The sequence below is a fragment of the Agrobacterium bohemicum genome (genome assembly GCF_002896715.1).
Classification (GTDB): Bacteria; Pseudomonadota; Alphaproteobacteria; order Rhizobiales; family Rhizobiaceae; genus Agrobacterium; species Agrobacterium bohemicum.
Map to the genome: position 1 here is coordinate 145,461 of NZ_PGEL01000017.1, position 22,326 is coordinate 167,786.

The 22,326-nt window shown below is 55.8% G+C and carries 27 protein-coding genes and 1 pseudogene; 13 read left to right on the forward strand and 15 right to left on the reverse strand.

Going from position 1 to position 22,326, the window contains the following annotated elements; genetic code table 11:
* The first annotated feature begins 50 nt into the window (after window positions 1–50).
* The 4 genes from CUC55_RS03510 (at window position 51) to CUC55_RS03525 (ending at window position 3,378) form a co-directional block, all read left to right on the forward strand.
* Window positions 51–536 (forward strand): peroxiredoxin, encoded by a 486-nt coding sequence (locus tag CUC55_RS03510; RefSeq protein WP_103086979.1) that lies wholly within the window; start codon window positions 51–53, stop codon window positions 534–536.
* 317 nt (window positions 537–853) lie between these two features.
* Window positions 854–1,597, forward strand: coding sequence for a metal ABC transporter ATP-binding protein (locus CUC55_RS03515; protein WP_103086980.1), 744 nt, complete (start codon window positions 854–856; stop codon window positions 1,595–1,597).
* Window positions 1,594–2,466: a metal ABC transporter permease gene (locus tag CUC55_RS03520; RefSeq protein ID WP_067651570.1), complete on the forward strand. Its 873-nt coding sequence runs from the start codon at window positions 1,594–1,596 to the stop codon at window positions 2,464–2,466. Before CUC55_RS03515 ends, CUC55_RS03520 begins: the two co-directional genes overlap by 4 nt.
* Window positions 2,467–2,481: 15 nt before the next feature.
* A complete protein-coding gene (locus CUC55_RS03525) occupies window positions 2,482–3,378 on the forward strand; it encodes a metal ABC transporter substrate-binding protein (protein ID WP_103086981.1) in 897 nt (298 codons plus the stop codon).
* A 41-nt stretch (window positions 3,379–3,419) separates the two neighbouring features.
* Here the strand turns inward: CUC55_RS03525 and CUC55_RS03530 are convergent, their stop codons facing one another.
* From CUC55_RS03530 to coxB, 12 genes are all read right to left on the reverse strand, one after another.
* Window positions 3,420–3,728 (reverse strand): Dabb family protein, encoded by a 309-nt coding sequence (locus tag CUC55_RS03530; protein ID WP_103086982.1) that lies wholly within the window; start codon window positions 3,726–3,728, stop codon window positions 3,420–3,422.
* Between the two features lie 84 nt (window positions 3,729–3,812).
* A complete protein-coding gene (gene rnhA / locus CUC55_RS03535; RefSeq protein WP_067651561.1) occupies window positions 3,813–4,253 on the reverse strand; it encodes a ribonuclease HI in 441 nt (146 codons plus the stop codon).
* Complete coding sequence (locus tag CUC55_RS03540; RefSeq protein ID WP_067651559.1) at window positions 4,250–5,218, reverse strand: homoserine kinase; 969 nt, start codon at window positions 5,216–5,218, stop codon at window positions 4,250–4,252. Before CUC55_RS03540 ends, rnhA begins: the two co-directional genes overlap by 4 nt.
* 36 nt (window positions 5,219–5,254) lie before the next feature.
* Complete coding sequence (gene ispH / locus CUC55_RS03545; protein ID WP_103086983.1) at window positions 5,255–6,301, reverse strand: 4-hydroxy-3-methylbut-2-enyl diphosphate reductase; 1,047 nt, start codon at window positions 6,299–6,301, stop codon at window positions 5,255–5,257.
* Window positions 6,302–6,327: 26 nt separating this feature from the next.
* Window positions 6,328–7,104 (reverse strand): SURF1 family protein, encoded by a 777-nt coding sequence (locus CUC55_RS03550; protein ID WP_067651555.1) that lies wholly within the window; start codon window positions 7,102–7,104, stop codon window positions 6,328–6,330.
* Complete coding sequence (locus CUC55_RS03555; RefSeq protein WP_103086984.1) at window positions 7,073–7,456, reverse strand: DUF983 domain-containing protein; 384 nt, start codon at window positions 7,454–7,456, stop codon at window positions 7,073–7,075. The genes CUC55_RS03550 and CUC55_RS03555 overlap by 32 nt, the downstream gene beginning before the upstream one ends.
* 85 nt (window positions 7,457–7,541) lie before the next feature.
* The gene (locus CUC55_RS03560; protein ID WP_067651552.1) at window positions 7,542–8,417 is read right to left on the reverse strand and encodes a cytochrome c oxidase subunit 3; all 876 of its coding nucleotides are present in this window, start codon (window positions 8,415–8,417) and stop codon (window positions 7,542–7,544) included.
* Between the two features lie 101 nt (window positions 8,418–8,518).
* Window positions 8,519–9,121 (reverse strand): cytochrome c oxidase assembly protein, encoded by a 603-nt coding sequence (locus CUC55_RS03565; protein WP_103086985.1) that lies wholly within the window; start codon window positions 9,119–9,121, stop codon window positions 8,519–8,521.
* 27 nt (window positions 9,122–9,148) lie between these two features.
* Complete coding sequence (locus CUC55_RS23295; protein WP_103086986.1) at window positions 9,149–9,280, reverse strand: hypothetical protein; 132 nt, start codon at window positions 9,278–9,280, stop codon at window positions 9,149–9,151.
* Window positions 9,280–10,233, reverse strand: a complete 954-nt coding sequence (locus tag CUC55_RS03575) for a heme o synthase (RefSeq protein ID WP_067651547.1) — start codon at window positions 10,231–10,233, stop codon at window positions 9,280–9,282. Before CUC55_RS03575 ends, CUC55_RS23295 begins: the two co-directional genes overlap by 1 nt.
* 119 nt (window positions 10,234–10,352) lie before the next feature.
* Complete coding sequence (gene ctaD, locus CUC55_RS03580; RefSeq protein WP_103086987.1) at window positions 10,353–12,047, reverse strand: cytochrome c oxidase subunit I; 1,695 nt, start codon at window positions 12,045–12,047, stop codon at window positions 10,353–10,355.
* Between the two features lie 17 nt (window positions 12,048–12,064).
* Complete coding sequence (coxB, locus tag CUC55_RS03585) at window positions 12,065–12,928, reverse strand: cytochrome c oxidase subunit II (RefSeq protein WP_103087029.1); 864 nt, start codon at window positions 12,926–12,928, stop codon at window positions 12,065–12,067.
* A 336-nt stretch (window positions 12,929–13,264) separates the two neighbouring features.
* Here coxB and CUC55_RS03590 point away from each other — a divergent pair, with 336 nt between their 5' ends.
* The 5 genes from CUC55_RS03590 to CUC55_RS03610 all read left to right on the forward strand — a co-directional run bounded on the left by CUC55_RS03590 (window position 13,265) and on the right by CUC55_RS03610 (window position 16,966).
* Entirely contained in the window at window positions 13,265–13,807 is a 543-nt protein-coding gene (locus CUC55_RS03590) for an invasion associated locus B family protein (RefSeq protein ID WP_067651543.1), read from the forward strand.
* Window positions 13,808–13,872: 65 nt separating this feature from the next.
* A complete protein-coding gene (gene tldD / locus CUC55_RS03595) occupies window positions 13,873–15,288 on the forward strand; it encodes a metalloprotease TldD (RefSeq protein ID WP_103086988.1) in 1,416 nt (471 codons plus the stop codon).
* An 8-nt stretch (window positions 15,289–15,296) separates the two neighbouring features.
* Entirely contained in the window at window positions 15,297–15,839 is a 543-nt protein-coding gene (locus tag CUC55_RS03600) for a GrpB family protein (protein WP_103086989.1), read from the forward strand.
* Window positions 15,840–15,852: 13 nt separating this feature from the next.
* Window positions 15,853–16,290, forward strand: a complete 438-nt coding sequence (locus CUC55_RS03605; RefSeq protein WP_067651527.1) for a bleomycin resistance protein — start codon at window positions 15,853–15,855, stop codon at window positions 16,288–16,290.
* Between the two features lie 13 nt (window positions 16,291–16,303).
* Window positions 16,304–16,966, forward strand: coding sequence for an HAD family hydrolase (locus tag CUC55_RS03610; RefSeq protein ID WP_245304007.1), 663 nt, complete (start codon window positions 16,304–16,306; stop codon window positions 16,964–16,966).
* On the opposite strand, the gene CUC55_RS03615 is transcribed toward CUC55_RS03610, so the two are convergent.
* Complete coding sequence (locus tag CUC55_RS03615) at window positions 16,959–17,264, reverse strand: pyrophosphohydrolase domain-containing protein (RefSeq protein WP_067651520.1); 306 nt, start codon at window positions 17,262–17,264, stop codon at window positions 16,959–16,961. The genes CUC55_RS03610 and CUC55_RS03615 overlap by 8 nt on opposite strands.
* A 104-nt stretch (window positions 17,265–17,368) precedes the next feature.
* Window positions 17,369–17,989 (reverse strand): pyridoxamine 5'-phosphate oxidase, encoded by a 621-nt coding sequence (gene pdxH, locus CUC55_RS03620; protein WP_103086990.1) that lies wholly within the window; start codon window positions 17,987–17,989, stop codon window positions 17,369–17,371.
* 138 nt (window positions 17,990–18,127) lie between these two features.
* Between pdxH and CUC55_RS03625 the strand changes: the two genes are divergently transcribed.
* The 4 genes and pseudogenes from CUC55_RS03625 (at window position 18,128) to CUC55_RS03645 (ending at window position 21,493) form a co-directional block, all read left to right on the forward strand.
* Window positions 18,128–18,496 carry an RT0821/Lpp0805 family surface protein gene (locus CUC55_RS03625; RefSeq protein ID WP_170063818.1) on the forward strand — a complete coding sequence of 123 codons (369 nt, stop codon included), beginning with the start codon at window positions 18,128–18,130 and terminating at the stop codon, window positions 18,494–18,496.
* A 218-nt stretch (window positions 18,497–18,714) separates the two neighbouring features.
* A pseudogene (locus CUC55_RS23070) lies at window positions 18,715–19,807 on the forward strand (DnaJ C-terminal domain-containing protein).
* Between the two features lie 153 nt (window positions 19,808–19,960).
* Entirely contained in the window at window positions 19,961–20,779 is an 819-nt protein-coding gene (fabI, locus tag CUC55_RS03640; protein WP_067651516.1) for an enoyl-ACP reductase FabI, read from the forward strand.
* A 111-nt stretch (window positions 20,780–20,890) separates the two neighbouring features.
* Window positions 20,891–21,493 carry a histidine phosphatase family protein gene (locus tag CUC55_RS03645; RefSeq protein WP_067651514.1) on the forward strand — a complete coding sequence of 201 codons (603 nt, stop codon included), beginning with the start codon at window positions 20,891–20,893 and terminating at the stop codon, window positions 21,491–21,493.
* A gap of 3 nt (window positions 21,494–21,496) precedes the next feature.
* Here the strand turns inward: CUC55_RS03645 and CUC55_RS03650 are convergent, their stop codons facing one another.
* On the reverse strand, window positions 21,497–21,757 hold the full coding sequence (locus CUC55_RS03650) for a DUF1344 domain-containing protein (protein ID WP_067651511.1): 261 nt from the start codon (window positions 21,755–21,757) through the stop codon (window positions 21,497–21,499).
* Between the last annotated feature and the right edge of the window lie 569 nt (window positions 21,758–22,326).

Genomic DNA, 22,326 nt, shown 5'->3' on the forward strand with positions numbered 1-22,326 from the left:
CGAAATCATCCTCTATAGTCGCGCCGGATCATTGCCACAGGAGCGACATCATGACCATCAAGATCGGCGACAAACTTCCATCCGCGACCTTCAAGGAAAAGACGGCTGACGGCCCGATTGAAACAACGACAGATGCTCNTTTCAGCGGCAAGAAGGTCGTCGTTTTCGCCGTTCCAGGCGCGTTTACCCCCACCTGTTCACTGAACCACCTTCCCGGTTATCTCGAAAACCGCGACACCATTCTTGCGCGCGGCGTTGACGATATCGCCGTCATTTCCGTCAATGACTGGCATGTCATGGGCGCTTGGGCGCAGTCATCTGGCGGACAGGGCAAAATCCACTTTCTCGCAGATTGGGACGCTTCCTTCACCAAGGCGCTCGGCCTCGATGCCGACCTTTCCGCTGGCAGCCTCGGCGTCCGATCCAAGCGTTATTCCATGCTGGTTGAAGATGGCGTGGTTAAGTCGTTGAATGTTGAAGAAAATCCCGGTCAGGCAACGGTTTCGTCCGCGGCGACAATGATCGAACAACTTTAATCTGCTGTTCGGCGTGATCTTGGACCATTAGTCCGGGATTACGCCGGTATTTCCCGCTCGTAGACCGCCACGCGCATTGCTCGATGCCGCCACCCACGGCCGGACCCTTTGTCCCCCCGTTGCATGTTCTCACGTCATTCTTCCGCCGCAATTGTTATACTATCACAGTAATTATATAACATTATTGTGAGCATCCAAATGCTGCATTCCTTTTCTTTTCGGCGCCTCCTGCAACAATCCATATCCACACGCCTTTTCATCGTGCTCGGTATTCTTGTCCCGCTTTGGCTCGCCATCTTCTGGGCTGTGGTGTTGTCATGAGCGATGCTGCGGTGTTGACAATTGACAATCTGACGGTGGCGTACGACCGCCACCCGGCGGTGCACCACATCTCTGGCAGTTTTGCCAAGGGAAGCCTGACGGCCATCGCAGGCCCAAACGGTGCGGGCAAATCGACGCTGCTGAAGGCGATCATCGGCGATATCAAGGCCTCACAGGGCTCTGTCGATCACGCGCTCAAGCGCGCGGAGTTCGGTTACCTCCCGCAAGCGACGGATATCAACCGCCGTTTTCCGATTTCTGTTCTGGAGACGGTGATATTGGGCGCATGGAAGACCGCAGGCGCCTTTGGAAGTGTTACCCNAAAAGATGAAAAGCGGGCTGAAGAAGCCTTGGCAACGGTTGGCCTTTCGGGTTTCGAAAAAAGGGCTATAGGGGCGCTGTCTGCCGGGCAGTTCCAGCGTGTTCTTTTCGCCCGCCTGCTGATGCAGGATGCCAGCGTCATTCTGCTGGATGAGCCGTTTACCGCCATCGATGCGCGCACGACACGCGACCTTCTGGATATCGTCACACATTGGCATGGTGAGGGGCGCACTGTCGTTGCCGTTCTGCATGATTTCGAACAGGTGCGTGCTCACTTTCCTGACACCCTGCTGATCGCACGCGAACTGATCGCCTGGGGGCCGACACATCAGGTCATGTCGCCTGTCAATCTGTTACGCGCGCGTATCATGGCCGAACGCTGGGATGAGGCCAGCGATGTCTGCGAGCCCGCAGCATGACGGCCTATGACATTTTCCTTGCGCCGTTTCAGGACTACGGCTTCATGCGGCGCGCTCTGATTGCTTGCTTCTGCCTTGCAGCCGGTGCCAGCCCGATCGGTGTGTTTCTGATGTTGCGGCGCATGAGCCTGATGGGAGATGCGCTCAGCCACGCCATTCTGCCGGGCGCGGCCATCGGCTATCTCATCGCCGGTTCACTGTCACTGACCGCCATGGGCGTTGGCGGACTGGTCGCTGGCCTCTCCGTGGCGCTGCTCTCCGGTATCGTCAGTCGCATCACGCCGTTGCAGGAAGATGCGAGCTTTGCGAGTTTCTATCTTGCCTCGCTGGCGCTCGGAGTTCTGATCGTTTCGCTGCATGGGTCGAATGTCGATCTTCTGCATGTGCTGTTCGGAACGATACTCGCCATAGACGCGCCAGCGCTCTATCAGATCGGCGCCATCACCTCGCTGACACTCGTTGTCCTCGCCATCATCTATCGCCCTCTCGTGACCGAATGTTTCGATCCCGGNTTTTTGAGAGCCGTGGGCGGACGCGGTCCGGTGTATCACGTCATCTTTCTGGTGCTTGTCGTCATCAATCTGGTGGCAAGCTTTCAGGCCCTCGGCACGCTGATGGCGGTGGGGTTGATGATGCTACCCGCAGCCATCGCGCAACTATGGACCCGCAATCTTCCCTCCATGCTGGTGGTTGCAGCCGTGAGCGCTGCCATCTCCGGCTATGTCGGCCTTGTCGTTTCATACCATTTCGAACTGGCTTCAGGCCCAACCATCATCATGGCTGCAACCTGCCTCTACGGGCTGTCCATCATCGCAGCACCGGCAGGCCTTGCAGGACGCTATTTCACCCGCCCGCATCTAAAGGGCTAATCAGGAGACGTGCCAATGTTATCCCGCACTTTACTTTTCTCTACTGCCATCTCTGCACTTATCGCCTTCTCAGCTCCCGTATCCGCGGCAGAACTGAAGGCCGTCGCCTCCTTCACCGTGCTTGCCGATGTCGTCAAACAAGTGGGCGGCAAGCATGTGACCGTGACCAGCCTCGTCAAGCCGGATGGCGATCCACATGAATTCGAGCCATCGCCTGCCGATGCAAAAAGCCTGAAAGCGGCGGACGTCGTTTTCGTCAGCNGGCTTGGCCTCGAAGGATGGATGGACCGCCTGATTTCCGCCTCCGGCTACAAGGGCACACCCGTCACTGTCTCCGAGGGCATTCAGACGCGCAGCATGGAAGAGGACGGCAAGACGGTGACCGATCCGCATGTGTGGAACAGCCCAATCAATGTCAAAATCTGGGTCAAGAACATCGAAACGACGCTTTCCGCCGCAGACCCGGCTGACAAGGCAGATTTCAAGGCAAATGCAGAAGCCTATCTCAAGACGCTGGATGGTCTCGACGCCTTCGCGCATGCGAAGTTTGACACCATTCCGGAAGACCGCCGCAAGGTGCTCACGAGCCATGACGCATTCGGTTATTTTGGGCGCGAATACAAGGTGACGTTCCTGTCACCACTAGGGGTGTCCACCGAGACAGAAGCGTCTGCCGGAGATGTCGGCAAGCTGATCGAGCAGATCAAGGCCGAGCATGTGAAGACGTATTTCTTCGAAAACTCGAATGACCCGCGATTGGTGAAGCAGGTGGCAAAGGCCACCGGCGCAGAGCCGGGCGGCGAATTGTATGTCGAAGCGCTCTCCAAAGCCAAGGGCCCCGCATCGACCTACGAAAAGATGTTCCGCTACAACGTCGAACAGATAGCGGCTGCCATCAGCAAATCAAGCTGACAGATGCGACGACTGCGGCGGCTTACCGCCGCAGTCGTACCTTATACGGCCATATCGNAAACCAGAAGGCCCGCCGCGCCACCATCGGTCAATCCGATCAGGCGTTCGCCGACATCCACATGCTGGGGGTGGGCAAGATATTCGTCGCGTGCTTCCGGGCTTGCCAGTGTGACGATAAAGCCATCCAGAAAATTGCCGTTGAGGCCTTCGGACGAAATATTCTGTCCGCACTTCACGTCGATGATCCCGGGAATGACATCTTTCAGCGCGGTGATGGCCTCGTAGATCGCCTGTTTTTCCGCCGTCGCGGTCGCGGATTTGAAGCGTACGAAAACACAATGTAAGATCATGGGGTGTCCCTCTTCTGCTTTATGTTTTTTGGTGAAGATAGGCCGGGAAGTGCAATCCTCAAACCCCAGTAAAGCACCTGTCTGTTACCGCCGTTTGAAAGGCTCCATGCCTTTTCGTGCAAGCTCGTCGGCGCGTTCATTTTCCGGGTGGCCCGCATGGCCCTTGACCCAGTGCAGCGTCACCTTGTGTCGCTCTCGCGCCAACTCCAGCGCCTGCCACAGCTCCACATTCTTGACGGGCTTGTTGTCCGCGGTCTTCCAGCCTTTTTTCTTCCAGCCGAAAATCCACTTGGTAATCCCGTCCTTCACATAGGCGCTGTCGGTATAGAGATCGACTTCGCAGGGGGATTTCAGCGCATTGAGCGATGAGATGGCGGCCATCAGTTCCATGCGGTTGTTGGTCGTCTCCGCCTCACCACCACACAGTTCCTTCTCCGTTTCGCCATAGCGAAGAACAGCGCCCCAGCCGCCCGGCCCGGGGTTGCCGGAACAGGCACCATCGGTATAAATCTCGACGTGCTTCATCGTCCCACCAGTCCGTATTCGGCATAGTTTTCAATGCTGCGATGAAAGCGTAGCTTGCCGAGATACTCCAGCGGATCTTTCTTGACGACCAGCGCACCTTCCGGCGTCGTCAGCCAGTCATAGAGACGCGTGAGGAAGAAGCGTAGTGCCGAGCCGCGCGCCAGAAGCGGCAGCGCGTCAAGCTCGGCACCACTCATGGGCCGTACGGACTGGTAGCCTTCCAGAAGAGCTTTGCCCTTTGTGACGTTATAAGACCCATCCTTCTCAAAGCACCAGGCGTTAAGACAGATCGACACGTCATAGGCCAACAGATCATTGCAGGCGAAGTAGAAGTCGATCAGGCCAGACAGTTCATCGCCCAGGAAAAACACGTTGTCCTGAAACAGATCGGCATGGATGACGCCTGCGGGCAAATCCTTCGGCCAGTTGGCGGCGAGAAAATCGATATCGGCACGGATTTCCTGCTGCAAACCAGCCTCGACTTCATCAGCGCGGGCTTCGGATTTATCCCAAAGAACCTTCCAGCCCTCAACCGACAACGCATTGGGACGTTTCAGCTCGAACCCTTCACCGGCCAAATGCATGGCGGCGAGAGCCTTGCCCACTTCCCGGCAGTGTTTGGCTTCCGGCTTGCGCAGCCACATGCCTTCCAGAAACGAAATCAGGGCGGCAGGCCGCTGCGACAGTTCGCCCAGCAGTTCACCGTCGTGACGGGGAAGCGGCAACGGGCAGGACAGGCCATTAGCGAACAAATGCTGCTTCAAGCCTAAGAAAAATGGCAAGTCCGACTTCTCCACGCGCTTCTCATAGAGCGTCAGAATCAGCGGATCCTTGGTCGTGTGCAGCAGGAAATTAGTGTTTTCCACGCCCTCGGCAATGCCCTTATAGGACGTCAGCTCGCCAACATCATACTGCTCGAGGAAATGCTTCAGATCGTCTTCGCTGATATCCGTATAAACTGCCAATGTCTGATCTCTTGAAGAATGTGGGATTATTTGAAATCAAAAGCCCGACGCTGGCTTCGGCGGCAAAGCGTCACTTGCGGTGCCATTGACGAAGGCCATGTCCTGCGTGGTCAGTTCGATCTCGCGCAGTTCGCGGTTCACCAGAAAATGCTCGGTCTCTTCGACCGTGATGGCCAAATCCAGCGTGGTATCGAAACGCGCCTTGAAAGCCTGGATGATCTCGTCGACGATGACTTCCGGGGCGGAAGCGCCCGCGGAAAGACCCACAGTCTGGACGTCACCGATTTGATCCCAATCGATCTCGGCTGCGCGCTGAACCAGCACGGAACGCTTGGCACCTGCGCGTAAGGCAACCTCGACAAGACGCTTGGAATTGGATGAATTGGGTGCGCCGACGACGATGAACAGGTCACAACCGGGTGCCGCCTGCTTTACCGCATCCTGACGGTTGGTGGTGGCATAACAAATGCTGTCTGCGGCCGGCGCCTGCATGGCTGGAAAGCGCTCCTGAAGCTTGGCGATGACACCAGCCGTGTCATCCACCGACAAGGTCGTCTGCGTCACGAAGCCCAGATTTCGCGTATCGACGGGCTGATAACGCGCCGCATCCTCGACCGTCTCCACCAGCGATACCGCACCTTCGGGTAACTGACCCATGGTACCGATGACTTCCGGGTGGCCAGCATGGCCAATGAGGACGACGTGGCGACCGAGGCGCTGATGGCGCATGGCTTGTTTATGAACCTTCGACACCAGCGGGCATGTCGCATCGAGATNAAACAGGTTTCTGGCCTGCGCATCCTCCGGTACGGATTTCGGCACGCCATGGGCAGAAAATACCACCGGCTGCTGGCGATGCTCTGCGGGAATCTCGTTCAGTTCCTCAACGAAAATGGCGCCTTTGGCTTCGAGACCTTCGACCACATAACGGTTGTGGACGATCTCGTGGCGCACATAAACAGGAGCGCCATAGGCTTTCAACGCCAGCACGACGATCTGGATGGCACGATCAACACCGGCGCAGAAACCGCGCGGGCCGCAGAGCCTGATCGTCAGAGGCGGTTTGGAAACGGCGATATTCATTCCTTCTCCTTCAGCCTCCCGGTGCTTCATTCTCTGGAATTTCTTACGCCCCGGACATAGGCAAAACCTGCCACGATGACAAGGGCGGCGGCCAATCCGTACCATGTTATCGCATATTGAAGGTGATTATTCGGCAGATCGATCAGCGTCACACCGCCCTTCGGCCAACCGCCTGGATTGGGTGCGTCATTGGCATCAACGAAGAATGGCAGCACGTTGCCGGGCTCGATACCCGCGCTGTCGGTCATCGCGGCCAGGTCTTTCCAGTAGTAGATATTTTTCGCGCGGTCATTGTCTGGCAACAGGCTGGACGGCTTGGCCGCCAGACGAGCCCGCGCCAGTCCTTCGAGAGAAACGACACCGGATACTTCGCCCGCCGCCCGTTTTGCCTGCTCTTTCATATCGTAAGGCACGAAACCCCGGTTGACGAAAATCGTGCGGCCATCGCTAAGGCGCAGAGGTGTGTAGATGTAATATCCGCTCTGCCCCTGAAACGTCGCGAAAAAATGCTGTTCTTTCGTGTGGTCGAACGTGCCCGACAGCGCGACGGTGCGATACTCGATATCGCCACCCGACGCAGCGAGTGTCTCGATATCTGAAAGCGGAACGGGTGCTGCATGAATACGCTGCTGGATATCCGCCATCAGCGCTTCTTTCCAGTACAGGCGTTTCACCTGCCATGTACCGAGCGCCAGCAGGAGTACGAGAACCAGAAGGACGAAAGGCGCCGCAAACCAAAGGCTACGCTGAGTGGAGGTGGTGGTCTTCGTATCAGTCACGATCAAGGCTGCCTTCGCGTGCATTGTTGCGATATTGCAAGGCGATCATGATGCCCTTCATCTTCTTCAGCAAAATCAGCGAGATGATAATCGCAGCGGGTATCCAGATCAACGCATGCACCCAGACGGGCGGCGCAAAACGCGCATCGAGCCACAGCGCCATACCGATGATGAGAAACCCGACGATGAGCATGACGNAAACAGCAGGCCCCTCGCCCGCGTCGGCAAACGCATAATTTAGGCCGCAGGCGCTGCAACGCGGCTTCAGCTTCAGGAAACCATCGAAAAGCCGACCGTGGCCGCATCGGGGGCAACAGCCGCGCAGACCCACTTTCACGGGGTCTACAGGTGGATAGAGCATGTCATCATCTTGCATCGTCGTCTCGTTTCCACACTGCCCCGGGGTGTCAGAAAAGCAAAGGGCGGCACGCGCCGCCCTTTTCNAAACCTATGCGTCTGTCTCAACCCGCCAGAGGCGCGCCCCAGCCGCCCCATACGTAGATAGCGAAGAACAGGAACAGCCAGACCACGTCCACGAAATGCCAGTACCAGGCGGCGGCCTCGAAACCGAAATGATTCTTGGACGTGAAATCTCCTTTCATGGCGCGCAGCAGGCAGACCAGCAGGAACACGGTACCGACGAAAACGTGGAAGCCGTGGAAGCCTGTCGACATGAAGAACGTCGCGCCATAGATGGAATTCTTGAAGTCGAACGGCGCGTGCATGTACTCGTAGACCTGCACGAAGGAGAAGAACGCTCCAAGGGCCACCGTCAATGCCAGGCCGGAAATCAGGCCCTTCCGGTCATTGTGCAAGAGCGCATGGTGCGCCCATGTTACGCATGTGCCGGACAGCAACAAAATGACGGTATTGTAGAGCGGCAGATGCCAAGGGTCGAGAACTTCAATGCCCTTTGGTGGCCATTGCCCGCCGGTGAATTCCAGACGCGACGCCTGAATAGCCTCATGTGGATAGAGGCTGGCATCGAAATAGGCCCAGAACCATGCAACGAAGAACATGACTTCCGACGCGATGAACATGATCATGCCATAGCGCAAATGCAGCGCTACCACGCGGGTATGGTGGCCCTCATGCCCTTCCTTCACGGTATCTGCCCACCAAGCATACATCACGTAAAGAATGATGGCCAAGCCGACATAGAACAGCCAAGGGTTAGCCCATTCCAGACCGAACATCTTGAACGAGCCACCATTCAGGTAACGAATGTAACAGATGGCGCCAAAGGCAATGAAAAATGCACCGACCGAGGCCAAAAGCGGCCAGGGGCTGGGGTCTATGATGTGGTAGTCATGTTTTTTCTGATGTGTCTCTGCCATGTGAACGATCCCCGCAGGCTCTTCCCTAGTCACTCAATATAGTCGCATCCGTTAAGATGCCACTCATGCAGCACGACCAAAACCGGTCGTACCTCCCTCACTCAAAGCTTCGTTTCGTCACGTTCAGTCTTTACCGGCAAGGACGCAACCGGTTTTTCCGTCTTCGACGGATAAAATGTGTAGGACAGTGTCAATGTATGGATGTTCTTCGTTTCCCGAGCAGTGACGATCTCAGGGTCGATGAAGAATACGACCGGCATCTCAAGCGTTTCGCCCGCCTGCAAGGTCGTTTCCGTAAAACAGAAACATTGCACCTTGTTGAAATAGGCACCCGCCTCCATCGGCGTCACATTGAAGACCGCACTTCCGGTGGTAGCCACCGGTGAACGGTTCGTCGCCCTGAACATGACCTGTACGGTTTCACCGANTTTTGGTTCAACGGATTTGCTAACTGGCTGGAAATCCCAGTTCAAACCGTTGGAGGTATTCGAATCGAACGTCACTTTCATCGTCTTGTTGAGAATGACATCCGAATATTGTTCGACGCGCTGTGTCGTGCCGTTATAGCCGGTGACCTGGCAGAAAAGGCGATATAGCGGAACCGACGCATAGGCCATGCCCACCATGCCGCAGACAAAAACCAGACACAGCACTAGGATCGAGCTGTTGCTCGNTTTCTTTGCTGATGTTTGTGTTGCTGTCATATCCCTCCCCCTCGTGCCGTCCGGCGTTTAAAAGTCGCCGATTTTTATAATGGTGATGACGTAGAAAAGAACGACCAGTGCTGCCAGCACGACGCCAAGAGCGATGTTACGACCACGGCGCGATCGCTTCTGCGCATCGTTCAGCTTGATCGTTTCCATTATGCCACCCCTTGAATCAATGTCAGAAATGACGGCGCGAGATGATCGGCAAGAAGCCCCGAGAAAATCGCGAAGAGATAGAACACGGAATAGGCAAACATCTTTTTCGCCTGCAACATCCGCTCATCTCCGTCAGGCATGCGCCGGACCGAGATGGAACAGTAGATGAAGATGGCGCTGAGAACGGCTGCAAAGATACCGTAGCCGCCACCTGCCAGGCCCGTAAAGTAAGGTGCCACTGCGACGAAAGCTGTCAGAACTGCGTAAGCGATCATCTGGTTCTTGGTGGAGCGTTCACCGGCAACATTCGGCATCATGGGAATACCAACCGAGCCGTAATCGCGCATCTTGAAGAGTGCCAGAGCCCAGAAATGGGCTGGCGTCCAAAGAAAGATGATGAGGAACAGGATGGTGCTGTCCAGCGATACACCACCGGTGACGCAAGCCCAGCCGAGCATGGGTGGAAACGCGCCAGCTGCACCACCGATGACGATATTTTGCGGCGTCGAGCGCTTCAGCCACATCGTGTAAACCACGGCATAGAAGAAAATCGTGAAAGCCAGCAGGCCGGCGGCAAACCAGTTCACGGCCAGACCAAGAATGGCAACCGAAAACACGGACAGCGTCAGACCAAAGGCAAGCGCCTCACCCGGCTGGATGCGGCCGGAGGGTATCGGGCGCTTGGCGGTACGGCTCATGACCGCGTCGATATCGGCGTCATACCACATGTTCAATGCGCCGGACGCGCCAGCACCCACCGCGATGCAAAGGATGGCCACCACTGCCAATACGGGGTTGATGCTGCCAGGTGCCAGGACGAGGCCAGCAAAACCGGTGAACACCACCAGCGACATGACGCGGGGTTTCAGCAGTTCGAAATAATCGCGCGCGCCCGCCTCGGACAGCTTGAAGCTATCCATGTCCAGCGCGTCGTGATTGTCGATAACAGTCATTTTTCCTGCTTTCATAGGAAACGCCGCGCATATATGCGGCGCTCCNTTTACGTCTTTTGTCTGAGCGTGAAACTGACATCTATCATGTTCAGCCGGGACACACGCTCTGACAAAATGCCTCAGCGGATCCGGGGAAGCTGTTCCCACTGGTGATATGGCGGCGGCGAAGACAGCTGCCACTCCAGTGTTGTCGCACCTTCACCCCATGGGTTATCGCCAGCCACACGCTTCTTGGCAAACGCTTCCCACACACCGGCGAGGAAGATGAGGACGGCCACGGCGGAGATATAAGACCCGTAGGACGACACCGCATTCCAACCGGCATAGGCATCCGGATAGTCGATGTAACGACGTGGCATACCCGCCAATCCGAGGAAGTGCTGCGGGAAGAAAATCAAGTTGACGCCGACGAACATCACCCAGAAGTGCAGATTGCCGATCTTCTGGCTGTACATGTAGCCGGTGATTTTCGGGAACCAGTAATACCAGCCCGCAAAGATCGCAAACACCGCACCCAGCGACAGCACGTAATGGAAGTGCGCGACCACATAGTAGGTGTCATGCAGAGAACGGTCGAGANCGGCATTGGCCAACTGAACGCCCGTCACGCCACCGACGGTGAACAGGAAGATGAAGCCGATCGCCCAGATCATTGGCGTCGTGAAGGTCAGCGAACCGCCCCACATCGTTGCGATCCAGGAGAAAATCTTGATGCCTGTTGGCACAGCGATGACCATGGTCGCGAAGACGAAGTAACGCTGCGCTTCCAGCGACAGACCGACGGTATACATGTGGTGCGCCCACACAATGAAGCCGACCGCACCGATGGCGACCATGGCGTAAGCCATTCCGAGATAACCGAAGATCGGCTTTTTCGAGAAGGTCGAAATGATGTGGCTGATGATACCGAAACCGGGCAGGATCAGAATGTAGACTTCCGGGTGACCGAAGAACCAGAACAGGTGCTGATACAGGATCGGGTCACCGCCGCCTTCAGGCGCAAAGAAAGACGTCCCGAAGTTGCGGTCTGTCAGAAGCATGGTGATGCCGCCCGCCAGAACAGGCAGAGACAGGAGCAGAAGAAACGCTGTGACCAGCACCGACCACGCAAACAGCGGCATCTTGTGCAGGGTCATGCCCGGTGCGCGCATGTTCAAAATTGTGGTGATGAAGTTGATGGCACCGAGAATGGAAGACGCACCGGCAATATGGAGCGCGAAGATTGCGAGATCCACCGCGGGCCCTGGCATGCCGCTGGTTGAAAGCGGCGGATACATGGTCCAGCCACCGCCGACACCATAGGCACCGGCCGGTCCTTCAACGAAGAGCGACAGAAGCAGCAGGATGAAAGCCGGTACGATCAGCCAGAACGAAATATTGTTGAGGCGGGGGAACGCCATATCCGGCGCGCCGATCATGATCGGCACCATCCAGTTGGCGAAGCCGCCGATCATGGCTGGCATGACCATGAAGAAGATCATGATAAGCGCATGTGCAGTCGTGAACACATTATACATGTGCTTGCCGCCATCGATGGCAGCATCACCCTCAAAACCATAAACCATGGCAGCGAGGCCGTGGAAAATCTGAATGCCCGGCTCCTGAAGCTCCATACGCATGACAACCGAAAGGCCACCACCGATGATGCCTGCGATGATCGCAAAGATCAGGTAGAGCGTACCGATGTCTTTGTGGTTGGTCGAAAACAACCAACGCTGAGCGAAGCTCGGTGTGTGCGCGTGGTGCGCGTGATCATCATGATGCGCTTCGCGCTCGACAGAGTGATGATCGTCGTGTGTGGAATGTCCAGCCATTGTCCTCACTCCTTACGTTATTTGGTTTCGTTTTCGGCGACCTGAACGGTGCTTTGCGCACCATCCACCGAAGCCATGAGCGCCCGGTTCGCACCGCTCAAATCTGAGGCGGCAGCGGCGTACCAGGNTTTGTATTGCTCTTCGGAAACCACCCGTATGGCGATTGGCATGTAGGCGTGATCCTTGCCGCAAAGCTCGGAACATTGCCCATAATAAAGGCCTACTTTTTCGGGCTTGAACCATGTTTCGTTCAAACGACCAGGAACGGCATCGATCTTGACGCCGAAAGCTGGCATCGCAAACGCGTGAATGACATCTGTTGGTGCCGCTGTAACCAGGAGGCGAACAGTCTTGCCGACAGGAACGACCATTTCGTTATCGACGGCCAGAAGACGCGGATAGACAGCCTTATCGTCTTTGCCGGCTGCTGCGCGGTCAACATCCTTCAGCATGTAGCTGTCGAACGCCAGCGCTTCTACACCCTCGGCTGCCGTGTACTCGTAATTCCACTGCCACTGCGTTGCGGTCGCCTTCAGCGTCAAATCCGGANTTTCCGGCTGAGTCAGCTGTGCGTTGAGCAGGTTGAAGGAAGGGAATGCCAGGAACATCAGGATCAGAACCGGAGCGAGCGTCCAGACGATTTCGATGGCGGTGTTATGACTGGTCTTGGATGCAACCGGGCTTTTCGATGCGCGGAACTTTACCGCCACCACAATCAACAGGACAAGCACGAAAAGCGTGACCGGAACGATGAACCAAAGCGTATATTGTTCGAACCATCGAATTTCATGCATGATGGGCGTTGCCGCCTCCTGCAATCCCATCTGCCAATCTCTCGGCTGATCGGCACGAGCACCGACCGCCGTGAGTAGACAGATCATGCCCACCAAGCTTGCGTAAATTCTGTTAGTCACGGTACCTCTCCCTCACGCGTTTGATCATGATCACTCTCAAACGCAGAATCCATGCTTATATCAATGACTCAAATCATAGTTTGTCTTTCGCCGCAATATCGCCTTGGTTGGCAACGGTCTGATTTTTCAGCCTATCCCATCTTCCGGTCGGCCCTAGGCGGCCCTTGCGAGACAGCATTCGCGCAACGTCACATGCGCAAAGTCCTATTTTGGCCGCACTCCCTTGGAATTGAGGAGGATGGCTCTTTCATTTCCCGGTCGGGACGTCAAAATAGCCGCACTGATTCGAATCCTGAGGTATCCATGCGTCTGTCCCCGATTGCGCGCGCNTTTTTTATCGCCGCCGGTCTCTCCATTATCGTTCCAGCCGCAGGTTTTGCGCAGCAGCAACCGGCACCGGTTCAGCCGCAGCAGCCGGGAACGCCAAAATCGACGCATGGCGCGTGGTCCGTCATTTGTGACAAACCTGCCGGTGCCTCCGAAGAACAATGCGCTTTGATGCAGAACGTGATTGCAGACGACAGGCCCGAGGTCGGCCTTTCCGTCGTGATCTTGAAAACGGCGGATCGCAAATCCCGTATTCTGCGCATTCTCGCGCCACTTGGTGTTCTCCTCAAGGACGGCATGGAGCTCTATATCGACAATAACAATATCGGTCGTGCCTATTTCACACGCTGCTTTTCCGAGGGTTGCTACGTGGAAGTCGACATCGATGACGAGCTGCTGAAGGTTCTGCGCGCCGGTAAGAATGCCGTGTTTGCACTGCGCGAATCCGTCGATCAGGACCGCGTCGGCATTCCAATCGAATTGCGCGGCTTTGCCGAAGGCTACGACACGCTTCCCTGATCAATCTTGCGCCTTAGGTCTCCAGCACTTAAATGCGCTGTTAACAGCCACGACTGGAGCCCGCGATGACCCAAGACCTTTTGACCCTTTTCGATTGCGACGAAGGACGGTTGCGCGCCCAGATCGCCGATGCTCTCTCAGGTGCTGACGATGGCGAGTTGTTCGTTGAGCATGCACAGGCGGAATCGCTTACCTTTGACAATGGCCGCCTCAAGGGTGGAAGCTTCAATACCGACCAGGGCTTCGGGCTTCGTGCCGTCGCTGGTGAGACAGTGGGTTACGCGCATGCGGGCGAGCTATCGTTGGCGGCGCTGAGGCGCGCATCCGATGCTGTCGGCGCAGTCACAAAGGGCTATGCAGGCTCCTATGCGGCGGCCCCACAGCGCACCAACAAGAAGCTCTACGGTGATGAAAACCCGATCNGGGCGCCAAGTTTTGAGGAAAAAGTCAAGCTTCTGACCGAAATCGACACCTATCTGCGTGACAAGGACCCGAAGGTGCGTCAGGTCACGGCAAGCGTCGCGGCAAGCTGGCAGATCGTGGACATCCTTCGCGCCGATGGTCATCGTGTCAGCGATATCCGCCCCATGACCCGCATCAATATTTCCGTGATTGCGGGGGAAGGTGACCGGCAGGAAAGCGGTTCCTACGGCATTGGCGGACGCGTCGGTTTCGGCGATTTCATCACAACTGAAAACTGGCAGCGCGGAGCCGACGAGGCGTTGCGGCAAGCCTTGGTCAATCTCACGGCCATCGATGCGCCCGCTGGCACCATGGATGTGGTACTGGGTGCCGGTTGGCCGGGCGTCATGCTGCACGAAGCCGTCGGCCACGGGCTGGAAGGTGACTTCAACCGCAAGAAAACCTCTGCCTTCGCGGGACTTCTCGGTGAGATGGTCGCCGCTCCCGGCGTCACCGTAGTGGATGATGGCACAATCGACAACCGTCGTGGCTCACTGACGGTAGACGACGAAGGCACGCCTTCCGCCTATAATGTGCTAATCGAAAACGGCAAGCTTGTCGGTTATATGCAGGACCGGCAGAACGCCCGATTGATGGGCATGAAAGCCACCGGCAACGGACGTCGCCAAGGATATTCGCACGTGCCCATGCCACGCATGACCAATACCTACATGCTCGGTGGCGACAAGACGCCGGAAGAGATCATCGCTTCGGTCAAGAAGGGCATCTATGCCGTTTCGTTCGGCGGCGGCCAGGTGGATATTACCTCCGGCAAATTCGTCTTCGGCTGCACGGAAGCCTATCTCATCGAAAACGGCAAGATTGGCGCACCGGTCAAGGGTGCGATGCTGATTGGCAATGGACCGGATGCAATGAAGCGTGTGACGATGATCGGCAACGACATGAAGCTCGACACCGGCATCGGCAATTGCGGCAAGGCCGGCCAGTGGGTACCAGTCGGCGTGGGCCAACCGCACCTTCGCATGGATCAGATCACGGTGGGCGGGACGAAGGCCTGAAGGCAAGCATGGGAACACCAGTCAAGATCGTCCCCCACGATCCTTCTTGGTCTTCGATCTACGTCATGATCGAGGGCCGACTGAAAAACCTGCTGGGTTCAAAAATTGCCGAAATCCACCATATCGGCAGTACTGNCGTCCCGGGTCTGGATGCAAATCCTTTTATAGATGTCGATATTGTGCTCTCAGACATCATAGATATCGANCCCTGTCGTTTATTGCTAGAGCAAGCCGGTTACGAAGCGCGTGGCAGCAGGCACGGTGATGGTGTCTGGGCCTTCATGATCCGAAGCCCTCTTCCAGGCCAGCGTATCTATCTATGTCCGCCCAAAAACGAAACACACAGACAACGTTTGCNTTTTTGTGACATTTTACGTTTCCACGATGACATCAGGCAGGACTATGCAGCACTCAAAAAGATGCTGGCCGAACGCCACTCGCACGATGGTGACGCATACACAGTTGCGAAAACAGATTTTATACGCAACATATTGACCCGATATCAGAATATCCACGACGCTGGTACGTCCCGGCAAAACCCACCCAGGTAATTCCAAGGACGACATGACTTTTACAGCAAATGCTCTTGTTCCCGAACTGGCCGTCAGCGACTGGCCGAAGAGCCGCTCTTTTTATTGTGATCTCATTGGNTTTCATGTGGTTTACGAAAGACCGGAAGAAGGCTTCACCTATCTCGCGCTCGGCGATGCGCAACTGATGATCGACCAGATGGGTGCCGGGCGAACCTTCGAGGATGAAACCGTTCCCGTTACATACCCCTTCGGCCGCGGCATGAACCTGCAGCTTATTGTGCCATCATTGGAAAACATTCTCGAGCGCTTGCAACGTGCGGGCATCGAGTTGTTTTTGCCACTTGAGGAAAAATGGTATCGACGGGGCGAGACGGAAGTCGGCAACCGGCAGTTTATTGTAGCGGACCCTGATGGTTATCTCATCCGGCCCTTCGAAAGCCTGGGCGAGCGCCCNTTTCGATTCGGTTGATATGGAGAACGTTTTGCTCAGGCCGAAAGCCGTTATTTTCGATATGGACGGCCTTCTGATCGAAAGCGAGAAGCACTATCGGGACTCGTTTTTAGCCGCCTCCGATGAGGGTGGGCACGGCATGGCCGTCGATGTGTATCAGCGGGTTTGCGGCAGTCCGTGGGATGTCATCACGAAAACCATTCGCTCTGAATATGGCGAAGATTTTCCAATGGATAATTTTCGCGATGCGTGGCTTCGGCACCTGGCAATCCAGATGGCGGATGGTGTGGCGCTAAAAGACGGCGTCCTCGAAATCCTCGATCTGCTGGATGAACTGCACATACCACGGGCTATTGCCACCTCATCCGGCCATGAGTCCGTCAACCGCCACTTGGGGCCATTCGATCTGACCCGACGCTTCGATCATATACTGGCGCGTGGAGACTATGCCGAGCCGAAGCCGTCTCCCCATCCCTATCTCAGCGCCGCCAAACGCCTGGGGTTTTCGCCACAGGACTGTCTTTCGCTTGAAGATTCCTATCACGGCGTCCAGTCCGCATGGAGCGCCGGAACACAGACAATTATGGTTCCGGACGTCGCACCAGCAACGGATGCGATGCGGGAAAAATGCGTGGCGATCTGCGACAACCTCTTCGAGGTCGCGGGACTTCTGAAATCCGCGGAGGCTAAATAGCCGGTTCGAAGCGCCATTTTCGTTGGATGGATGCCTCCAGATCAAGCCCGCTATTATGGGCGAGAAGCAAGACGTGACCGAGAAGGTCTGCGGTTTCATCCGATAGATCCTGACGCATTTCCTCTGCGGTCTTGCCTTTACGGCGTCCACGTCCGCTCAGCCGGTTCCACGCTTGCGTCACCTCGCCGACCTCCTCCTGAAGCTTGAGAAGATACCAGTCGGGATCTCGCTCGATACCATTGGCGAGCGCATATTTTTGCGAGGCGAGTTCGAATTGCTGCATGAGTTGAGAAAGCATATGTTCTTCCTTTGTTCATGCGCAATGTTGATCATANTTTCGATGGGGTGTCGATACCGATAATGCGGCGCGGCGTTTCGGCCGCGTCGCATTATTTTGTGTGTTCAAGGGTACATCCGTACCTTGGACCACTCACCTTCCGGCGTTTCGCGGCGAAACTCGACGCGGTCGTGCAGGCGGAACTTGCCGTCCTGCCAGAACTCGATGGTCAAAGGCTGAATGCGGAAACCAGACCAGTGCNGGGGGCNGGGAATATCGCCTATCGCGTATTTTGCGGTGTAGGTCGCGACGGCTTTTTCCAGCGCGAATCGGCTTTCCAGAGGACGGGACTGCTTGGATGCCCAAGCGCCGATGCGGCTGCCGCGTGGACGCGATGTGTAATATTCATCTGCCTCCTCGTCGCTGACAACCGCGACGGAACCACGAACCCGCACCTGCCGGCGCAGGCTTTTCCAGTGAAAACACATGGCGCCCTTCTGTTGACCCAACAGTTCCAACCCCTTGCGGCTTTCAAAGTTCGTGTAGAAAACAAAACCCCGTTCATCGGCATGTTTCAGCAGAACCATGCGAACGCTCGGCATGCCTTCTTCGTCCACCGAGGCGAGCGCCACGGCGTTTGGATCGTTGATTTCAGAGGCTGTTGCATCCCGCAACCAATCCGCAAAAAGTGCAAAAGGTTCANTTTCCTCTGTAAAGTCACTGGATGTTAACCGACTTTCCGACATATTGAATAAAATGCTCCTGAGCTGATTTGCGTACCAGAAATGTATTCTGGCCTAGAGATGGTGATCGTCATAGCAAAGTCGAACAGTCGAACAAAGAGCTTCTTGTCTTCAGTCGTGGATGTTTCCGCCGCTGCTTGCATGCTCGTCATATTGACCGGTTGCGTCAGTCTGGATTTGTTTGGTGGCGAAAAGGTCGACAAATCCCTGTCCACCGCTTCCGTCCCCAACCAACAGACGACCCAGACACTTTCAGATGATGCGACCATCCGCAACGCCGTCACCTCTGCCGATCTTGCCAAGATTTCGGATTCTCCCCTTCCATGGGCCAACGCAGCAACGGGAAGTGCTGGCGTTGTAACCGCCATTCGCGAAGACAGAAACACCGGTTTCGTCTGCCGCAACTTCAATACCACACGCCATTCCTTTGAAGGTGTTGCCAGCTACAGCNGGCAAGCTTGCCTTTCCGAGACAGGCGAATGGTTGATGACCAGCTTCAGCCAGAAATAAAACATTTACCCTGTCTATCATTACAGGCCCGGCGACCGGCCAAGTCACGTCCCTGTAAAGGTCTGATTAGCAAGTTCTTGCGACAGTCAAATCCGATTTCAAACTGAACGATGCAACGCAAAGTCTGTGTGCACGTTCAAGACGGGTGGTCTTCATGTTGCAGGCTTTTCATGACGAAAAAATACGGCCTGCACCGGTTGGGGTGATTGGTGGTTCGGATGCGTGATCCTTACTCTATTCTGGGCGTTCAAAGAGATGCCGGATCAGATGAAATAAAAGCAGCCTGGCGCTCGCAAGCGAAAGCCGTGCATCCCGATCACAACCAGACAGATCCGGACGCAACCGCACGNTTTGCAGAAATCGGCCAAGCCTATGATCTCTTGAAGGACCCCCAAAAGCGCGGCCTGTACGATCAGGCCCGGCGCGTGGCAGAAACCAAAAAGCGCGACCAGACCATCATGCAGCAGCGCGCTGCCGCCAGAGAAGCCGCACAACGCGCCAAAGCTGCCGAAAAGCTGATGGAAGAGCTTGAGAAGGCGCAGGCTCGAACCAGCAAAGCAGACCCAAACACTGACAACGCGAAGCCGGAATCAGCCGAGGACATGCTGGAGCGTATTTTCGGCGCCGACGCAAAGGCGAAGGTAGCTTCCACNAAACCTGAGAGCAATTCCGAAGATCCGAACATGTCAACCGAAGAGCGTGCTGCTGCGCAAACCGAGAAGATGGAAGCACGTGCAGCGCAGGCCAGCAGCNTTTTTCAGCGCCCTTATGCGCCGCATTCGCGGCACCACTACAGTACCCGAAAAGGCGCCCGATATCACTGCCGAGGCCATCGTAACCGTTTCCGATCTCATCGAGCAGAAATGGGTGACGGTCGGCATGCCGGAAGATCGTGAAGTCCGCTTTCAGCTGGAACCCGGCATGACGGACGGTCATGTCGTTCGCCTGAAAGGGCAAGGCTTGAAACTACCCGAATCGGCACGCGGCGATCTGGTGGTAACGCTTTTGGCTTCGCGCAATGATACATTCTCGATCAGGAATTTCGACATCCACACAACGTTCCCGATCTCACTGGCGGACGCTGTTCTCGGTTGTGAAGCTACGGTTCAGTCTCCCCATGGCGAGCTGAAAGTGACCGTTCCGGCATGGTCTGGTTCTGATCGCGCGATCCACGTCGAAGGCAAAGGGTTGAAGGACGGATCAGGCGGCTACGGTGATTTCGTTGTAGAACTTCGCATCATTCTGCTGGAGTCGCCGGACGCAAAAGTCATGGATCTCATGCGCCATATGCGCGAAGGGCTCTATCTGTAGAGCGCATTCAGCGTTTTTTGACCTTGTTGCTCACGAAAGGCGTGAACAACGCACCCATTGTTACGTTCCCTAACATGAGATGATCCAGCCCTGCTTGAACAGGCGTTCTGCCTATGCCATAGGCAAGTTCGATTTAAGAATAGGGAGCACAGAATGGCTCAGACATCTGGCCTCATGGCTGGCAAGCGTGGCCTCATCATGGGCATCGCAAACAATCGTTCCATCGCATGGGGCATTGCAAAGGCCTGCGCCGATGCCGGTGCTGAACTCGCTTTCACCTGGCAGGGTGATGCGCTGAAGAAGCGTGTAGAGCCATTGGCCAAGGAACTTGGCGCGTTTATGGCTGGACATTGCGACGTGACTGACCTTGGAACGATCGATGGCGTTTTCACCAACATCGAAGCGCATTGGGGCAAGATCGATTTCGTCGTTCACGCCATCGCCTTTTCCGACAAGGATGAGTTGACCGGCCGTTACCTCGATACCAGCCGCGACAACTTCAATCGCACTATGGATATCTCGGTTTATTCTCTGGCTGCGGTTGCAAAACGCGCCGAACCGGTAATGAACGATGGCGGCGCACTTTTGACGCTGACCTATTACGGCGCTGAAAAAGTCATGCCGAACTACAATGTCATGGGTGTTGCAAAGGCTGCTCTGGAAGCCAGCGTACGCTACCTGGCCGTAGACCTCGGCAATCGTGGCATTCGCGTCAATGCTGTTTCGGCAGGCCCGATCAAAACGCTGGCTGCCTCAGGCATCGGTGATTTCCGCTATATTCTCAAGTGGAACGAATATAACGCACCGCTCAAGCGCACCGTTTCCATCGAAGAAGTCGGCAAGTCCGCCCTCTACCTGCTTTCCGATCTGTCAACGGGCGTTACGGGTGAAATTCACCACGTCGATTCCGGTTACCATACGATTGGCATGAAGGCGGTGGACGCCCCTGATATCTCCGTTGTAAAAGACTGAATGACAGATATCTCGCGCAAACGTGTACAGTCGTTTTGCGCGGGATATGCAATGNAAAGCGACATGCAGCGCTTCGGCGCATCGTCGAAAGACCAAGACAGGGGTTGAGTATTGCTGGTCTATGTTATCCGTCACGGACAGACAGACTGGAATGCAATCCGCAGACTGCAAGGTCAAAAGGATATTCCCCTCAACGACTTCGGTCGTTCGCAAGCCACTGAAAACGGCAAGACCCTTTCCCGCATCCTTGGCAAGACCGTCAACGATTTCGATTATGTCGCCAGTCCATTGGGCCGCACACGCGAAACGATGGAACTGCTGCGCGGGGCTATGGGACTGGACCCGACAGCCTACCGCACGGATGAGCGTCTTGTGGAGATTTCCTTCGGTGACTGGGAGGGCCAAACCCTTCCCGAACTGAAGATCACCGAACCCGAGAAAGTAAAAGCCCGCAAAGCCGCNAAATGGGATTTCATCCCGCCGGGGCAGGATGCTGAAAGCTACGAAATTCTCTCGTGGCGTATCGGTGCCTGGCTGTCTTCGGTTGATCGTCAGACGGTCTGCGTTTGCCATGGCGGCGTGATACGTTCGATGTTTCGCCTCGTATCCGGCATTGAGAAAGACATCGCCGCGGAAATTCCAATTCCACAGGACCGTATTTTAAAAGTGGAAACGGAACGGGGTATTGCCGAGTGGATCGACGCCGCTGCGTGATCGCTACTGGATGACCTCGAGGTCATCAACCACGCGCTTGCCATCGACTTCAGTGTAGAACACCACAACCTTCACACCCGCCTGCAAGCCATCGAAGTTGAATTCTTCCGGCACCTTGTAACTCTTGCCGTCCTCGAGCGTGATCGTCAGCCCTTTGACGTCAACCTTGCTGATCGTCGATTCCACATCCACGCTCTGCGCGAACGCATTGAAGGGAGCAAACAGACCGGCTGTGGCCAAAAGTGCGGCAATCATCAAACGCATCGCTATGGCTTTCTTAAAGGTGCTGAAAAACTTCATATGCGACAAGATTTGCCTCCCGAATGTGGCGGAATTCGCCCGCAAGCATGACANTTTCAATCCAATTGATGAACGGATTTTAACCTTTAATCAAGCCTTTAGAGAGCTCACCCCTTTTGATCGCCTCATCCGCATCAACGTTGCTTTAGAGTGATTTAAAATGAGAACTGTAGTCTTCGATTCAGATTATATTGTANTTTAGGCTGTATAGCAGAGAAAAATGCGATACTGCCAAAGGATAAATTGAGTGACTGCTTGGGCCGATATCGGGGGACGCCTTAACGAAATCGTCAGACGCAGGATCGTCGCCGCCCTGTTGGCGATGGCAATGGCTGGCATGATGCTTGGCGCGTTCAACCTCATCGACCACCGGGGCGCGGCGTCGCTTCGCGAAGACCTGGAAACGCACACCCGATATGCGCTCGATGTTCTGCACGACAGCCTTGTCATGCGTTTGAACAACGATGTCTCCACACTGACATCTCTTGGGCACTACGCGACACTGACCCCGGGCGAAACCTCGGCGGGACTGG

Bases quoted from the DNA above. Each gene is read 5' to 3' on its own strand.
- CUC55_RS03575 (WP_067651547.1), bottom strand. From the start codon at position 10,233: ATGACTGTTATCGACAATCACGACGCGCTGGACATGGATAGCTTCAAG.
- CUC55_RS03650 (WP_067651511.1), bottom strand. From the start codon at position 21,757: ATGCGTTTGATGATTGCCGCACTTTTGGCCACAGCCGGTCTGTTTGCT.
- CUC55_RS03615 (WP_067651520.1), bottom strand. From the start codon at position 17,264: ATGCTTTCTCAACTCATGCAGCAATTCGAACTCGCCTCGCAAAAATAT.
- rnhA (WP_067651561.1), bottom strand. From the start codon at position 4,253: ATGAAGCACGTCGAGATTTATACCGATGGTGCCTGTTCCGGCAACCCC.
- CUC55_RS03560 (WP_067651552.1), bottom strand. From the start codon at position 8,417: ATGGCAGAGACACATCAGAAAAAACATGACTACCACATCATAGACCCC.
- fabI (WP_067651516.1), top strand. From the start codon at position 19,961: ATGGCTCAGACATCTGGCCTCATGGCTGGCAAGCGTGGCCTCATCATG.
- CUC55_RS23295 (WP_103086986.1), bottom strand. From the start codon at position 9,280: ATGGAAACGATCAAGCTGAACGATGCGCAGAAGCGATCGCGCCGTGGT.
- CUC55_RS03550 (WP_067651555.1), bottom strand. From the start codon at position 7,104: ATGCACGCGAAGGCAGCCTTGATCGTGACTGATACGAAGACCACCACC.